The sequence below is a fragment of the Nonomuraea longispora genome, from assembly GCF_004348345.1.
GTDB classification, from domain to species: domain Bacteria; phylum Actinomycetota; class Actinomycetes; order Streptosporangiales; family Streptosporangiaceae; genus Nonomuraea; species Nonomuraea longispora.
The window spans coordinates 1-16227 of record NZ_SMJZ01000028.1 but is presented as its reverse complement, the minus strand read 5'-3'; the positions used below and the strand labels follow the sequence as shown (position 1 = coordinate 16227).

Sequence of the window (16227 nt, the reverse complement as noted above, 5' to 3'; positions counted from 1 at the left end):
GGTTTCACCAAGAGCGCGGCTCTCGCGCTTGCTCGACGACCTCGGACGTATGTTGCTCGATCTCATCGCGTCTCCGGGGGACCTCGACGGCGAGCTGACGGGCGTGGCGATCTACGGTCCGGGCGACGAACTCATCGTCGAACCGGGCGAGCTGGTGCTCGGAGTGGGTCTGCACGACAACGACGCGATCGCCGAGCTCCTGCGACGCCTCGGCGAGCACCGTGCGGTGGGGCTCGTCGTCAAGCACCCGGTGACCGCGGACGAATCCGTCGCCGCGGCGGTGCGCGACAGCGGCGTGGCGCTGTTGGGGCTCAACCGCGCAGCCTCGTGGTCGCACGTGGCCGCCATGCTGAGGGCGTTGCCTCCGGCCACGACCGACGTCACCGGCGGGGCCGACCTGCTCGCCGGGGCGCCGGCCGGTGACCTGTTCGCCCTCGCCAACGCCGTGGGGGCGCTGCTCGACGCGCCGGTGACGATCGAGGACCGCGCCTCGCGCGTGCTGGCCTTCTCCGGCCACCAGCACTGCGCCGACCAGGGCCGGGTCGAGACCATCCTCGGCCGGCAGGTGCCCGACCGCTACACGCAGCTGCTGGAGCGGCGCGGGGCGTTTCGCGAACTGTCCAAGGGCACCCCCGTCTACGTGGAGCCCCTGGCCGAGGACATGATGCCGCGCGTCGCGATCGTCGTCAGGGCCGGGGACGAGGTGCTCGGCTCGATGTGGGCCGTGGTCAAGGAGCCGCTGTCCGAGGCGCGCGCCGCGGCCTTCGCCGACTCGGCCAAGATCGTGGCGCTGCACATGCTCCGGGCCAGGGCGGGGGCCGACGTCGGACGCAGGCTCAGCGCCGACCTGGTGGCCAGGGTGCTGGAGGGCGGGCCGGGAGCGCCGGAGGCGGCCAACCGCCTCGGGCTCACCGACGGCCGGCTCTGCGTGATGGCCACCCGGGTCGTCACGGGCGACGCCGCGGACACCGAGGCGGCCATGCAACGGCTGCGCGACGCCCTCGCCCTGCACTTCGCCGCCGTGCACCCGCGCTCGGCCGCGGCCCTGCTCGGCGGGACCACGTACGTCGTGCTGCCTGTCGGCGCGAGCGGAGACCGTGACGGCACGGCGTCAGTGGTCCGGCTGGCGGTGGACTTCCTCGCCCGGGTGGGAGCCCGTACGGACGCCGTCATCGGGGTCGGGCGGGCCACCACGTCACTCGCCGAGGTGACCCATTCGCGCCGCGAGGCCGACCGGGCGCTGCGGGTGCTGGAGACCGGCCGCCGCGGCAGGCGCATCGCCCGCTACAGCGACGTGCAGGTGGAGTCGCTGCTCCTGCGCCTGGCCGACCTCGTCGCCGAGGACGGCGAGCTGCACCTCGGCTCGCTCGGGGCACTGGTGGACTACGACGCCGAACACGATAGCGGCTTCGTCGACACCCTGTCGGCCTACCTCGACGCCTTCGGCAACGTCGCGGAGGCGGCCGCCGCCATGCACCTGCACCCCAACTCGTTCCGGTACAGGCTTCGCCGCGTGTGCGAGATCACCGGCATCGACCTCACCGACGCCGACGCGCGGCTCGCCGCGACGTTGCAGCTGCGCCTCTTCCGCGTCGCCAGGGACCGGGGCGTGGTCAAGGAGAATGGATCCGCCCGGTCCCGGTGACGACCTGTCACGACTCGCCCAGCAGGCCCCACTGCTCGGTGTTGTAGGTCGGGAACCCCAGGCTGTTGTCGCGGACGTTGCCGAGCTTCGCGCTGTAGGCGAGGAACGACCTGTTCTGGTAGAGCGGCAGGATCGCGTAGTCCGACGAGACGATCCTGTCGGCCTCCTGCAGCTTCTTCGTCGCCTCCTCCGCGCCGGTGGCCGACAGCGCCTCGTTGAGCAGCCGGTCGACCTTGGGGTTGCCGTAGTTGTTGAGGTTGAACCGGCAGAAGGTCTCGTCGTCGGGGCAACTCAGGTAGTAGGGGATGTTGCTGGTCGCGGAGAACGGCGACTGCGTCACCGTGGCGACCGTCATCGCCCAGTTTCCTTCCTGCACGGCCTCGATCGTGTTGGCCACGGTGGCAACCTGCACGTCCAGGCCCAGTGGCGCCAGAGCCGCCTTGACGAGCTGCGCCTCGCTGGCGCGCAGCTGGTCTCCCGCCTGCACCACGATGCGCAGCGGGGGCACGGCCTTGCCGTCGGGGTCCGCGAGCTTCGACCCGACACCGGTGTATCCCGCGTCGGTCAGCGTCTTCTTCGCCTTCTCGACGTCGCCGACGCCGTAGTCGTACTCGCTCACCACGTCGGAGTAGCCGGGCGCGCCGTCCACGAACATGTGGCTCAGCAGCGGCTTCGCGGTGTCGTCGAACTGCCCGATCGTCTTGTCGATCACGTCCTGGACGCGGACCGCCTGGAAGATCGCCTTGCGCACGGCGACCTCCTGCAGGGCGCGGGCGTTGAGGTTCAGCCACAGCTTGTGGACGGACGCGCCCGGCGTCACCTGGTAGCGGACCGCGGGCAGCTCCTCGACCTGCTGGACGATGTCGACCTGCGGGTTCGGGTAGATGACGTCCACCTCCCCGTTCGCCAGCGAGGTTGGCTGCTGCGCGACGTCCGTGATGAGCCGGAAGACCAGCTTGTCCAGGTTCGGCGGCGGGCCGAACCACCTCTCGTTGCGGACCATCACCACGGAGCCGTCGGAGGTGTACTCCTGGATGCGGAACGGGCCCGCCGAGAACTTCGGCACCGACTTGGCGAACCCCTCGTTGAAGCTCTTCTCCAGGCCCTCGGCGGTGTCGGTCGCCCCGTACGTCTTCGCGACGTGGGCCGGCAGGAACGGCGAGAACAACGCCTGCCAGTCGACGTACGGCTTGTCGAAGACGACGGTCACCGTGCGCCCGCCGTCCGAGCCCTTGACCGACTTGATCCGGTCGTACCCGGCCGTGTTGGACGCCTGGCACTTGGGGCACTCGCGTGGGTCGAGGGCGCGCCAGGTGTAGACGAAGTCGTCCGCCGTGATCGGCTTGCCGTCGGACCAGACCGCCTTCGGGTCGATCGTGTACTTGATCGTCTGCGGCGAGTCGCCGACCTTCTCCGCGCTCGTCACGATCGTCTCGTTGCGGACCGGCGTATGGTCCGGCTTGATCATGAACGCGCTGGGCAGCAGCACGCCCGAGATGTCGAGCACCGAGTAGGTCGCGCCGGCGGAGTTCAGCACGTTCCAGTTGGAGATCGGATAGGTGATGCTGTAGGTCGCCGTGCCGCCCGTGGCGACCTTGGCGGTGTTCACCGTGTTCACCGTGTTCACCGTGTTCACGTCGCCGGAGACGCGGCCGTCGCCGGACGCCGTGCCGCCTCCGCCCGCGCAGGCGGCGAGCAGCAGTGCCACGGCGCTCGTCGTCAGGGCCAGGGAGTGCTTCCCGCGGAAAGCCATGGTCTGCTCCAGATGCAGAGGGAAGGGTCAGGGACGTTCGTCGCGCAGCTGCGCGACGGCGTTGGCCGCCGCCCAGCCGATCAGCGCGTCGAGGTGGGGGGCGTTGGGTGCGGGGTCGCCGGCCCGGGTGAAGACGCCGACGGCGTACCTGCCGCCGTCGGCGTACTCGACCACGCCGACCTCGTTGCGGACCAGCGGGAGGGTGCCCGTCTTGCCGCTGATCACGATGTCGTCCCCGGGGAATCCGCTGGTCAGCCGGTGTGGCCAGATCTGGTCGCCCATCCAGCCGCGTACGAGCGCGCACGCCTCGGGCGGGGCCGCCTCGTCGCGCCAGATGCCGGCCAGCAGCCGGGTGATCTCCTCGGGGGTCGTCCGGCAGGTACGCTCGGGCACCAGCGCCCGCAGCGCCTGGAGGCGTTCCAGCGGCACCCCGGCCAGTTCCCGCTCGTCGTCGCGGTAGTCGATGCCGAGGTCCTCCTCCAGGGAGGCCAGGATCTCCGCGCAGTCCTGCGGCACGGCCGTCGCGGTGAGGCCCAGCTCGGCCAGCAGCGCAGCCACGCGGTCCTTGCCGACCCGGCCGATCACGAGGTCGGTGGCCACGTTGTCACTGATCACGATCATCAGGTGGGCGAGATCCCGGTACGAGATGACGGTGTCGTCGCGCTGCACCGACAACCCGTACGGCGACGGCACTCCGCCAGGCGGCACCGTGATCCGCTCGGTCAGGTCGACCTCGCCCGCCACCGACTGGCGGGCCAGTTCGAGGGCGACCGGCACCTTGAGCACCGAGGCGGTGACCACCGGAGTGCTCTCCCCGACGCCCACCGATCTGCCGGTCGCCAGGTCGCGCGCGTGCAGCCAGATGTCGGCGCCCAGCTCGCGGGCGTGGTCGCGGATCTCGCCGGGGGTCGCCGCCCTGGCGGTGCTCCGCGGCCGCAGGCGGGTGCCGGTCCCGCGCAGGTGGTCGACCGCCAGCCTGGCCACCGTGCCGACGCAGGCGTCCGCGGCGGGGATGCGGTATTCGTAGGAGTCGGACCGTACGAAGACGGCGACGGCGTACCTACGGCCGCCGAGCTCGACGACACCGACCTCGTTGCGCCAGAACCGCAGGGTGCCCGTCTTGGCGCTCACCCGGGCGTCGGGCTCGGTGAACCCGGAGCGCAGGCGGTGCGGCCAGGCCTGCAGGCTGAGGATGCGGCGCATCTCGGCGCACTGCTCGGCAGGCGCCGCCGTGTCGTTCCAGATGGCGGCGAGCAGCCGGGTGATCTCGCGGGGGGTGCCTGCCTGCAGGGACCGCTCCGGGTCCACCGCGCGGGCCGCGCGCCACACCTCGGGGCCGGCCTGCAGGTCCGGCACGTCCTCGTAGATGCTCTGGTAGATGTCGTCGCAGGTGCCGTCCACCCGGGTGACGCTCAGGCCGAGCTCGCGCAGGGTGGCGTTGATCGCCCCGGTGCCGAGCAGGTCCACAAGGAGGTCCGTGGCGGCGTTGTCGCTGACGCTCATCATCCAGTAGGCGAGGTCGCGCAGCGAGAGCTCGATCGGGTCGGCCATCACCGACAACCCGGTCGGACCCGCCGAACGCCCTTCGACGGGTACGTCCATCCGCGCGGCGGGGTCGAGCCGCCCGTCGCCGAACCGCCGGAACAACTCCACCAGCACCGGGATCTTGAAGACGCTGGCCAGCACCACCAGCCCGTCCTCGCCGTACCCGATCTCCTCGCCGCTGTCGAGGTCGACGGCGTGCGCCCACGCCCGCGCGCCGACCTCGCCGAGAACCTGCTCCACCTGCTCCTTCACGGTTTCTCCTGTCGTCTCAGCGCCCGCGCCGCAGAGCCCGGCCGGGCAGGCGCCCGGTGGGTACTCCGTCGGCGAGCGCGGTCTGTCCGTTGACCACCACGTGCCGCATCCCGGTCGCGTACTGGTGGGGGTTGTCGTACGTCGCGACGTCGCCGACCGTGTTCGGGTCGAACACGACGACGTCGGCGTAGTTCCCGGGGGCGAGCACGCCGCGGTCGCGCAGGCCGAGGTTGCCCGCCGGCAGGCCCGACATCCGGCGCACGGCCTCGCCGAGGGTGAGCAGCGAGTGCTCGCGCACGTACGTGCCGAGGACGCGGGCGAAGCTGCCGTAGGCGCGCGGATGGGTGGGCACGTCGGAGTCCGGCGGTTCGGCGGCGAACGTGGGCGCGTCGGAGCAGACCGACACCCACGGCTCGCGCAGGGCCGTCCGCAGGGTGTCCTCGCTCATCATGAAGTACATCGCGTGCAGCGCCGGCTCCTGCTCGACCAGCCGCAGCAGCAGCTCCACCGGGTCGGCGCCGTCCGCCTCAGCCGCCTGCGCCAGGCTGAGCCCGCGGTGCTCCGCCACCGGCCCGTCCGGGTCGGGAAGCAGCATGACGCCGCTCGCGCCGCCGGCGGCGAGGTAGAGGTTCTCCCAGCGCTCCGACGGCGTGACGACGGCCTCGCGGATGCGGGCCCGTTCGCCCGGGTCGGCGAGCCTGGCCACGAGCGCCCCGTGGCCGCCGTCGTGGAACTGCGGCGGGATCGAGGCGGCGAGCTGGGTCTGCCCGGCGAGGTAGGGATAGACGTCGGCGGTCACCGGCCGGCCCGCGGCCCTGGCCGCCTCGATGCGCTCGATGGCCCGCTCCATCTTCGGCCAGTTGTGCCGGCCCGCCGTCTTGAGGTGGTAGATCTCCGCGTGCAGCTCCGCCCGGCGGCCGATCTCGATCAGCTCGTCCACGGCGTCGAGGAAGTGGTCGCCCTCGCTGCGCATGTGGGAGATGTACATGCCGCCGTGCCGCGCGACGACCTCGCACAACGCCACCAGCTCGTCGGTCGGGGCGAAGCACCCCGGCGGGTAGATGAGCGCCGACCCCAGGCCCAGCGCGCCGTCGGCCATCTCCTCGTCGAGGACGCCCCGGACGTGGGAGAGCTCGGCCGCGGTCATCGGCCGGTCGTCCGCGCCCGCCCCGATCATGCGCATGTTGTGCGCGCCGACGAAGCTCGCGACGTTCTGGGCCACCCCCTTGGCTTCGAGGTGGGCGAGGAACTCCGACAGGCGCTCCCAGGTCAGCGGCGGATCGTCGGGCGTCATGCCGGGTTCGAGCTCCGCCCTGATGGCGGCGGTGAGCGGGCCGATCGAGATCCCTTCGCCGAAGACCTGGGTGGTGACGCCCTGGTAGAGGTCCGACAACCCGCGGCCGTCCCGCTCCAGCGTGAAGTACGCGTGGCTGAGCACGTTCACGAATCCGGGCGCGACCACCAGGCCGGTGGCGTCGAGCACGGGCGCGTCCGCCTCGGCCCCGCCCGGGCCGACCGCGAGGATCCGGTCGCCCTCGACGAACACGTCGGCCACGCGGCCGGGCCCGCCGCTGCCGTCATGGACTGTGCCACCGCGAATCACCAGGGTCGTCGACATGCGAGCATCCTGCGACGCCGGGACCACGCAGCAGTTCATCCGATCGCACGAACTCGGCGGCGACTTTACGTCCCTCTCCACGAAGAGCCTGCCCGGCCGGTGGACTGCACTGAGCTCCTAGGCGTGTGCGGTACGACGACACGGAGGTCGAGCATGGAGAGCGCAGCCACGAGGCGGACGCTGTTGAAGGCGTCTCTCGCCGGTGTGGGTGGGGCGGTGATGAGCGCCGGGGTGATCCCGGGGGCGCGGGCCGCCTCGTCCGGCCGGCATCGCCCGGACTGGCACCGTCGCATCGACGAGATCGTCGCCGCCATCGAGCCGGAGGGCGTCGGCGTCACCGTGGCCGTGAGCAAGAAGGGCCGTACGGTGTTCGCGAAGGGCTACGGCCTGCGCGACCGCGGCCTGCCCGACCGCTTCACCGGCGAGGACTTCTTCAAGGTGGAGCAGCTCGACGAGGTGCTCCACCTGCCGCGCGGCCGGCGGCGGCCCGCCTTCGACACCGTCTACAACCTCGGCTCCATCAGCAAGGGGTTCACGGCGGCCGCGGTCCTGCTGCTCCACGAGCGGGGCAAGCTGTCGGTCCACGACCGGCTCGGCACGTTCCTGCCCGGCTACCGGCGGGCCGCCGACGTCACCTTGCTGCAGCTGATGCACCAGGTGACCGGCATTCCCGACTACAACGACTTTCCGCTGTTCCAGCCGGCGTACGACGCCTTCGTCGCCTCCGGGGAGACCGACCACTCGGCGGTGGTCACGAAACTGGAGTCGCTGCCGCTCCAGTTCGAGCCCGGATCGAAGTACGCCTACAGCAACAGCAACTTCCTGCTGCTCGCGCTGGTGGTGCAGAAGGTGGCCAGGATGCCTCTCGGCCGGTTCCTGCAGCGCCACTTCTTCGGTCCCCTGCGGATGCGCGACACGACCCAGGGATATCCGGCGCGCGGCAGCCGGGACGTCGCCCTCGGCTACTACGCCGAGACCGACGGGGTGCGCCGCGCGTACCAGTGGAGCCTGCCGTGGATGACGGGCGCCGGCGGCCTGACGGGCAGCGCGCGCGACCTCGCCGTATGGGATGCGGCGCTGTCGCGTCCCGGCCTGTTCCGCCCGGAGACGCTGCGGATGATGTTCACCCCCGAGCTCGACGGTTACGCGTGCGGCTGGGTGGTCCAGGAACACGACGGCAAGCCGTACATCTGGCACAACGGCGGCATGGGCGGGTTCCGTACCATGCACGCCCTGTTCCCGGACCAGGACATCTCCGTCGTCCTGCTGAGCAACGACCAGACCACCTATCCCGCGATCGACCGCAGCGCGCCCAAGATTCTCGACGCCGTGCGAGAGATCTGGTAGCGACCCGTGCTCACGTACACACTCCGCCGGCTCCTGGTCTCCATCCCGGTGATCGTGGCGTCGACCTTCGTCGTCTTCCTGCTCGTGACCATGGCAGGTGACCCGCTCGCGGGTCTGAAGGGCCGCAACCCGCCGCCGTCGCCGCAGGTGATCGCGGTCGAGGAGCAACGGCTGCACCTGGACGAGCCGCCGCTGCAGCGGTACTGGACCTGGATCACCGGCGTGGCGCGGGGCGACTTCGGCCCCTCCGTGCGCACCAACGTGGACATCGGCCACGAGGTCGCCGCCCGGTTCGGGGTCACCCTGCGGCTGGTCGCCGTCGCCGTGCTCCTCGCCCTCGTCCTCGCCGTGGTCGTGGGCGTGATCAGCGCGGTCAAACAGTATTCGGGCATCGACTACGGGTTCACGTTCGCCGCGTTCCTGTTCCTGTCGATGCCGTCGTTCTGGTTCGCCGTGCTGCTCAAGCAGGGCGGGATCTCGCTCAACAACCTGCTCGGCGATCAGGTCGTGTACACGATCGGGGACAGATCCGTCATCGTCGAGGGTGGCGCCTGGGCGCAGCTGGCCGACACCGCGGGCCACATGGTGCTGCCAACGATCTCGCTGGCGCTGCTCTCGTTCGGCGCGTGGAGCCGGTTCCAGCGGGCGTCCATGCTGGACGTGCTCAACAGCGACTACGTGCTGTTCGCCCGCGCCAAAGGGCTGTCCAGGCGGCGTGTGATCGTACGGCATGCCCTGCGCACGGCGCTCATCCCCATGACCACCGTCACCGCGCTCGACTTCGCGACGCTCATCTCCGGCGCCGTGATCACCGAGACGGTCTTCCAGTGGCGCGGGCTCGGCGAGTTCCTCGTCACCTCCGTCAACCAGCGCGACGCCTACGCGGTGCTCGCCTGGCTGCTCGTGATCGCCGTCGCGGTCATCGTCTTCAACCTGATCGCAGACCTGCTGTACGCCCTCCTCGACCCCCGGATCCGCCATGAGTGAGCACACCGAGGCGGCGCCCCGCCCCCCATCGAGCGCGCAGCCGGCCGCCGCGGTGCGCCGGCGCAGCCAGGGCGAACTGGTGCTGCGCCGTTTCCTGCGGCACAAGGCCGCCGTGACCAGCCTGGTGCTGTTCGTCGCCGTCGTGCTGCTGGCCTTCGCGGGCGGCGCGCTCTGGCGCTACGACTACGCCGACATCACCTCGGCGGTGTCGCAGCCGCCCTCGCTGGAGCATCCGTTCGGCACCGACAACCTCGGCCACGACACGTTCGCCCAGGTGCTGCGCGGCACCCAACGTTCGGTCGAGATCGCGCTGCTCATCGCGTTCCTCGCCGGGCTGGTCGGCACGCTGTGGGGGGCCTTCTCCGGCTACTACCGCGGCATCACCGACAGCGTGATGATGCGGATCGCCGACCTCGTCCTCACGCTGCCGCTGCTGGCGGTGGCCGCCGTGCTGACCCGCGCGACCAACGGCTCCTGGTGGTTCGTCGCGCTCGTCATCGCCGCCCTCCAGTGGGCGTACGTCTCCCGCGTCGTGCGCGGCGTCGTGCTGTCGCTGCGGGAGAAGGAGTACATCGAGGCGAGCCGCGCGCTGGGCGCCACCGACCGCTGGATCATCTTCAGGCATCTGATCCCCAACGCGCTCGGCCCCATCATCGTCAACGTCACCATCCTCGTGGCCGCCGCCATCCTCGTCGAGACGGCCCTGTCGTTCCTCGGCCTCGGCGTGCAGCCGCCGGACACCTCGCTCGGCCTCCTGGTCAGCGAGGCCGACACCGCAGTCAGCACCCGGCCGTGGCTGTTCTACTTCCCCGGCGCGTTCATCGTGGTGATCGCCCTGTCCATCAACTTCATCGGCGACGGGCTGCGCGACGCCTTCGACCCGACCCAGCGGAAGGCGCGCTCATGAGCGAACGCGAGGCGGTGCTCCAGGTCGAGAACCTCACCGTGTCGTTCCCCACGGAGGACGGCCTGGTCAGGGCAGTGCGCGGGGTCAGCTACGAGCTGCGGCGCGGCGAGGTGCTCGGCATCGTCGGCGAGTCCGGCTCGGGCAAGTCGGTCACCTCGATGGCGGTGATGGGCCTGCTGCCGGCCTCGGCGCGGATCGGCGGCTCGGTCAGGTTCCACGGCCAGGAGCTGATCGGCGTGCCCGACAAGCGGATGCGGACCCTGCGCGGCGGCCGCATCGCGATGGTCTTCCAGGACCCGATGACCTCGCTCAACCCGGTCTACACCGTGGGCGACCAGATCGCCGAGGCGGTCAGGGCGCACAACGACGTCAGCGCGGCGCAGGCCCGCGAACGCGCCGTCGAACTCCTCGCCCTGATGCAGATCCCCCGGCCCCGCGAACGCGCCCGCGACTACCCGCACCAGTTCTCCGGCGGCATGCGCCAGCGCGTCGTCATCGCCACCGCCATGGCCAACTCGCCGGACGTCATCATCGCCGACGAGCCGACCACCGCGCTCGACGTCACCGTGCAGGCCCAGGTGCTCAGGGCGCTCGAGACCGCGCGGGCCGCCACCGACGCCGCCATGGTGCTGATCACCCACGACCTCGGCGTCGTCGCCGGGGCCGCCGACCGGGTGCTCGTCATGTACGCCGGCCGTCCCGTGGAGCTGGGCGGCGTCGACGACATCTACTACACGCCGCGGATGCCGTACACCCTGGGTCTGCTCGGCAGCCTGCCCCGGCTCGACGACGGCCGCAGGGGCGAGCGGTTGACGCCGATCGCGGGATCGCCGCCGTCGCTGCTCGACCTGCCGCCCGGATGCCCGTTCGCGCCGCGCTGCCCGATGCGCCAGGAGGTCTGCGAGACGGCCGAGCCGGAACCGGTCGCCACCTCGGAACCCGGCCACCTGGCCGCCTGCCACTTCTCCGCCGACCTGGACGGGAAGCGGCCAGAAGACGTCTTCGTGACGTCGTCCGGCGACCCAGCCGACCACGCCGCCGACGACCCTGCCGCTGGAGGTGCGCCATGAGCGGGCGACCGCTGTTGTCCGTGCGTGACCTGGTCAAACACTATCCGGTGCGCGGCAAGGGTCTTCTGCGGCGGACGACGGGCGACGTGCACGCCGTGTGCGGGGTCTCGTTCGACCTGCGCCGCGGCGAGACGCTCGGCCTGGTCGGTGAGTCGGGCTGCGGCAAGTCCACCACCGGGCGGGCCGTGCTCAACCTGCAGCCGCCGACCTCGGGGCGGGTGCTGCTCGACGACCAGGACCTCGGCGCCGTCCCGGCCGCGGAGATGCGCCGCCTGCGGCAGCGCATGCAGATCGTCTTCCAGGACCCGTACGCCTCCCTCGACCCCCGCATGACGGTCAGCGACGCGATCGCCGAACCGCTGCGCATCCACGGCACCTACCGGCAGGACGGACCCGGCCGGGTGCGGGAGCTGCTCGCCGACGTCGGGCTCAACCCCGAGCACGGCAACCGCTACCCGCACGAGTTCTCGGGAGGGCAGCGGCAGCGCGTCGGCATCGCTCGGGCGCTGGCGATGCGGCCCGAGCTGCTCGTCCTGGACGAGCCGGTGTCGGCTCTCGACGTGTCGATCCAGGCAGGCGTGGTGAACCTGCTGGAGGACCTCCAGCGGCGGCTGGGCCTCGCCTACCTCTTCGTCGCCCACGACCTGTCCGTGGTGCGGCACATCGCGCACCGGGTCGCCGTGATGTACCTGGGCCGCGTGGTGGAGATCGGCGACGGGGACGAGCTGTTCGACCGGCCCGCGCACCCGTACACGCGGGCGCTCATCTCGGCCATCCCCGTGCCCGACCCGCGGCGTGAACGGATCAGGGCTCGCGAGCGGATCGTGCTCGAAGGGGACATGCCGAACCCGATCAGCCCGCCGAGCGGGTGCAGGTTCCGTACGCGCTGTCCCACGTTCTCGCAGCTCACCACGGAGGAGCGGCGCGCCTGCGTCGAGCAGGCGCCGGAGCTGGCCGACCGGGGCCACGGCCATCCGGCGGCCTGCCACTACCCGGAGGCCGCAAGGTGACGGCCGGTGTTCATGACAGGTCGGACAGGTCGAGGACGAAGCGGTAGCGCACGTCGTTGCGTTCGAGGCGGTCGAGGGCCTCGTTGACGCGCGCCGACGGGAGCACCTCGACGTCGGCGGTGACGCCGTGCCCGGCGCAGAAGTCCAGCAGGGCGGCGGTCCCGGGCCGGCCGCCGCTGCCCGCGGAGCTGAGCTTCTTGCGGCCGACCAGCAGGTCCATCGCCTGCAGGGTGACCTGCCCGAGGTGCCCGACGAGGCTGAGAGTCCCGTTCATGGCCACGAGCCGCAGGTAGGGGGCGAGGTCGTGCGGGGCGGAGATGGTGTCGATGACGACGTCGAACCGGTCCCGCGCCCCCGCCGTCCGGTCCGGGTCCGTGGAGACGAGCACGTCGTGGGCGCCGAGCCCGCCCGCGTCGCCGGCCTTGCCCGCCGACCTGGTGACGACCGTGGTCTCGGCGCCCAGCGCCACGGCCAGCTTGACCGCGAGGTGGCCGAGACCGCCCAGCCCCGCCACGGCGACGCGGGTGCCGGGCCCCACGCCGAGCGCGCTGAGCGGCTCCCACACGGTGACCCCGGCGCAGAGGAGCGGAGCGGCGGCGGCCGGGTCGAGGCCCGCCGGCAGCGGGTAGGCGAAGCGGTCGCGGACGACGTACTCGCGGGAGTAGGCCCCGAGGGTGGGCGAGCCGTCGTGGCGGTCCGTGCCGCCGTAGGTCAGGGTCGGGAACCCGTGGCAGAAGTTCTCCTGGCCGGCGCGGCACATGGCGCACGTGCCGCAGGCGTCGACGATGTTGCCGACCGCGACGGGGTCGCCGGCGGCGAAGCGGGTGACCTCGGGCCCTGTCTCGGTCACCACCCCGGTGAACTCGTGGCCGGGCACGACGGATGCTCCGGGCTCGCGGGGGGCGCGGACGGCGTGCAGGTCGGTGTGGCAGACGCCGCAGTGATCCACGCGTACCGCGATGTCGTCGGGACGCAGGTCGCGTCGTTGGAGGGACGCCTGCCGCAGCGTCGTCGCGGGGCCGTCCGCGAGCCATCCCACTGTGGTTCTCATGCCGGGGCTCCTATAAACAGACTGTTCGGTTTGTTCAGAGTCGCATGCCGGGCGCTCCCTCAGCAAACCGACTGTTCTGTTTGATAAGCTCGCCGGCATGGCCGACCAGCCGCTGACGTCCCGGGGCGCCGCGACCCGCGGCCGCATCCTCGACGCGGCGACCAAGGAGTTCGCCGCGCACGGCATCGCCGGGGCGCGCATCGAGCGCATCGTGGTGGCCGCGCGCACCAACAAGGCGCAGCTCTACGCCTACTTCGGCAGCAAGGAAGGGTTGTTCGACGCCATCTTCTTCGGCTCGCTCGAACGGATCACCAACGTCGTCCCGATCGACGCCACCGACCTCGCCGGCTGGGCCGTGCGCCTCTACGACGAATACCTCCGCCGTCCCGACCTCATCAGGCTGGCCACCTGGGCACGCCTCGAGCGACGCCCCTCCGGCCACCTCGTGGCCGACACCGCACGCCTCGACCGACACAAGCTGCGCGCCATCGCCGAGGCGCAGGAAGCGGGCGTCGTACGACCGGGCGACCCGTTCGACGTGATGGCCCTCGTCATCGCGATGTCCATGACCTGGTCGCCGGTCAGCAACGTCTACGCCGCGACCGCCGACGAGCCCTCCGACGTGCACGAGCGGCGTCGCGCCCTGCTCCGCGAGAGCGTCAGGCGCGCCGTGATGACATGAGCGAGCACACCGGCGCCGCGCCGCCGGTCCTCGGCCGCCGCGAACGTAAGAAGCAGGCCACCAGGGCCGCGCTCCGCGACGCCGCACTACGCCTGGCCCTGCGCCACGGCGTCGACAACGTCACGGTCGAGCAGATCGCCGACGAGGCCGACACCGCGCTGCGGACCTTCTTCAACTACTTCTCCAGCAAGGAAGAGGCCATGGTGGCGCCCGTGTCGGCGGCCGCGGAGCAGCTCATCGCCCAGTTCAGGGCCCGGCCGCGCGCGGAGTCGGTGCTGCGGGCGTTCCGCGAGGCGGTGGTCATCGTCCTCAACGAGGGCGGCACCGTCAGCCACGACCACATCGGGGCGCTGCGGCTCATCCGGCGCGAACCGTCGTTGATGCCGCAGCAACTGGCCGTGCTCGCCTCCCAGGAGCAGGCACTCGCCGAGGCGATCGCCGAGCGCGTCGATCCCCCGGGCCGCGACGGCTTCTATCCCGCCGTGTGCGCGGCCGCCGTCCTGGCGGCGCTCCACGTCGTCCTCGACCGGTGGCTCGACCAGGCGGCGGGCCTGGACCAGGAGTCGGCCACCGTCCTGCTGGGCCGGCAGTGCGACGCGGCCATCGCCGAGCTCACGGCCGGGCTCGACCGTCCCGGCTCCCCGGACGTGTAGGGCGGCCAGGGCCGGCCATACTTCCGCCCTGCGGAAATCCCACTAAATCGTGATTTTTCATACGTGATACGTTAAACGGGTCGTTTGTCCCTGTAATGACACAGCCACCCAGAGAGGCAGAGTGTGCGAGCAGACGATCAGATGACTGACCGGAAGCTGGAAAAGGCCGGCTTCAACGACATCTACGACCGTCCAGACCCTCGGGCGTACTACGAGCGCCTGGGCAGCCTGGACTACGCCGTCCCCCACCACGGGCAGCAGGTGTTCCTCAAGGTGCTGGACGCGCTCGACGTCGACTCCCCGACCGTCGTGGACCTGTGCTGTTCGTACGGCGTGAACGCGGCGCTGATGAAATGCGACCTCACGCTCGACGACCTCTACGGCCACTACGGTGACGACCCGGTGGCGCACCTGGCCACGGAAGAGCTCATCGACGAGGACCGCGGCTTCTACCAGAGCCGACGGCGGCCCGCCGCCCCCCGGGTGGTCGGCCTGGACACCGCCTCGTCAGCCGTCGACTACGCCGTACAGGTGGGACTCCTGGACGCCGGGGCGTCCGACAACCTGGAGCAGAACGACCCGTCGCCCGAACTGGCGAAGATCATGGGGAAGGCCGACCTCATCACCGTCACCGGCGGCATCGGCTACATCACCGACCGGTCGATCGACCGGCTGCTCGACTGCACCCCACCGGATCGCCGTCCATGGTTCGCCGCCCTCTGCTTGCGAACGGTCGACTTCGCCCCCGTGGCCGACACGCTCGCCCGCCACGGGCTCGTCACAGAGCAACTGGAGAACGCCACCTTCCCGCAGCGACGGTTCGCCAACGACATGGAGCAGGAGTTCGCCCTGCGGGCTCTGGCCGAGCAGGGCCTCGACCCCACCGGCAAGGAAGCGACCGGTGAGTACCACGTCAACGTCTTCCTCTCCCGGCCCAGCGAGGACGTCGCCGGCGCGCCCATCGACGCGCTCCTGGAGGACCTGACCACACCGGGCAACGCCTCCGCCACGCGCCACCTGTCCGGCTGAGCCCGCCGGCCGGAGGCCAAAGCCTCCACGGCCTCGGCCTCCGGCCCCGACAGACGAAGATCGCGCAAGGCACACGTCAGGCCTCAACCGCTTCGAGCCAGTCGCCGCGCCACCTCCTCGCGGACCCCCGACGGCAACAGCGGCACCAGGCTGTCACGGCAGGCCGGCGGCGCCTGCGCCAGCAGTCCGGCGATCGTGGCCGGCGGAAGCCGGCTCAGCGCCTGACTCGCCGGGGCCTTCTGCATCGCGGCCACGGCGAGCCCGGTCCGCCGGACGTCGATCGCCGCCATCGCCTCGATCGCCGCCGCCGAATGCCGGTCGTGCATCTGGTCGAGCACCAGCCCGCGGTGGTGGCCGCCCATCTCCAGGACCACCCTCGCCACCAGGTGCGGGTCGCGTACCTGGTTCAGCAGCCAGCCCGCGCGGGACGGGAGCAACATCTGCAGGATCGTCGCGCTCCTGGCCGCCTCGCGGCACATCTCCTCCACCGCGGCGGTCGTGAACAGCTTCCACCGCTCGGCGAGAAGCACCGCCGCCTCGTCGGGGGGCAGCGTGAGGATCAGCGAACCGCGTTCGGCCTCACCGGCCTCGGCCAGCGTCCGGCGAGCACGCCGCGCCGTCACCCCCTTTCCCCCGCCGGCGGGAACGCCGTCGTTCGCCCACGGAGGCCGGGAAGGC

General features: G+C 71.4%; 12 protein-coding genes and 1 pseudogene. 8 read left to right on the top strand and 5 right to left on the bottom strand.

Translation table 11 applies throughout. The features are described from left to right. Positions 1-49: 49 nt before the first annotated feature. Entirely contained in the window at positions 50-1645 is a 1596-nt protein-coding gene (locus tag E1267_RS10325; RefSeq protein ID WP_246063696.1) for a helix-turn-helix domain-containing protein, read from the top strand. A gap of 7 nt (positions 1646-1652) precedes the next feature. Here E1267_RS10325 and E1267_RS10320 read toward each other — a convergent pair whose 3' ends face one another. From E1267_RS10320 to E1267_RS10305, 3 genes are read right to left on the bottom strand one after another with little or no spacing between them, the layout of a single operon-like run. Then, on the bottom strand, positions 1653-3398 hold the full coding sequence (locus E1267_RS10320; RefSeq protein WP_132332189.1) for an ABC transporter family substrate-binding protein: 1746 nt from the start codon (positions 3396-3398) through the stop codon (positions 1653-1655). Positions 3399-3425: 27 nt separating this feature from the next. Beyond that, positions 3426-5195, bottom strand: coding sequence for a serine hydrolase (locus tag E1267_RS46245; protein ID WP_246063694.1), 1770 nt, complete (start codon positions 5193-5195; stop codon positions 3426-3428). 16 nt (positions 5196-5211) lie between these two features. Further along, complete coding sequence (locus tag E1267_RS10305; RefSeq protein ID WP_132332187.1) at positions 5212-6813, bottom strand: N-acyl-D-amino-acid deacylase family protein; 1602 nt, start codon at positions 6811-6813, stop codon at positions 5212-5214. Positions 6814-7032: 219 nt separating this feature from the next. Here E1267_RS10305 and E1267_RS10300 point away from each other — a divergent pair, with 219 nt between their 5' ends. The 4 genes and pseudogenes from E1267_RS10300 (at position 7033) to E1267_RS45570 (ending at position 12134) form a co-directional block, all read left to right on the top strand. Beyond that, positions 7033-8160, top strand: a complete 1128-nt coding sequence (locus E1267_RS10300) for a serine hydrolase domain-containing protein (protein ID WP_165959543.1) — start codon at positions 7033-7035, stop codon at positions 8158-8160. Between the two features lie 6 nt (positions 8161-8166). Further along, the gene (locus E1267_RS10295; RefSeq protein ID WP_132332183.1) at positions 8167-9147 is read left to right on the top strand and encodes an ABC transporter permease; all 981 of its coding nucleotides are present in this window, start codon (positions 8167-8169) and stop codon (positions 9145-9147) included. Further along, positions 9140-10054 (top strand): ABC transporter permease, encoded by a 915-nt coding sequence (locus tag E1267_RS10290; protein WP_132332182.1) that lies wholly within the window; start codon positions 9140-9142, stop codon positions 10052-10054. Before E1267_RS10295 ends, E1267_RS10290 begins: the two co-directional genes overlap by 8 nt. Then, a pseudogene (locus E1267_RS45570) lies at positions 10051-12134 on the top strand (ABC transporter ATP-binding protein). The gene E1267_RS10290 and the pseudogene E1267_RS45570 overlap by 4 nt, the downstream one beginning before the upstream one ends. Positions 12135-12144: 10 nt before the next feature. Here the strand turns inward: E1267_RS45570 and E1267_RS10275 are convergent. Continuing rightward, positions 12145-13185: an NAD(P)-dependent alcohol dehydrogenase gene (locus E1267_RS10275; protein WP_132332176.1), complete on the bottom strand. Its 1041-nt coding sequence runs from the start codon at positions 13183-13185 to the stop codon at positions 12145-12147. A gap of 97 nt (positions 13186-13282) precedes the next feature. Between E1267_RS10275 and E1267_RS10270 the strand changes: the two genes are divergently transcribed. The 3 genes from E1267_RS10270 to E1267_RS10260 all read left to right on the top strand — a co-directional run bounded on the left by E1267_RS10270 (position 13283) and on the right by E1267_RS10260 (position 15549). Further along, complete coding sequence (locus tag E1267_RS10270; protein WP_132332174.1) at positions 13283-13867, top strand: TetR/AcrR family transcriptional regulator; 585 nt, start codon at positions 13283-13285, stop codon at positions 13865-13867. Beyond that, positions 13864-14520 (top strand): TetR/AcrR family transcriptional regulator, encoded by a 657-nt coding sequence (locus E1267_RS10265; RefSeq protein WP_132332172.1) that lies wholly within the window; start codon positions 13864-13866, stop codon positions 14518-14520. The genes E1267_RS10270 and E1267_RS10265 overlap by 4 nt, the downstream gene beginning before the upstream one ends. Positions 14521-14661: 141 nt before the next feature. Next, on the top strand, positions 14662-15549 hold the full coding sequence (locus tag E1267_RS10260; RefSeq protein WP_132332170.1) for a hypothetical protein: 888 nt from the start codon (positions 14662-14664) through the stop codon (positions 15547-15549). Positions 15550-15632: 83 nt separating this feature from the next. Here E1267_RS10260 and E1267_RS10255 read toward each other — a convergent pair. Beyond that, a partial coding sequence (locus tag E1267_RS10255) for a hypothetical protein (RefSeq protein ID WP_220449406.1) occupies positions 15633-16227 on the bottom strand: 595 nt, incomplete at its 5' end.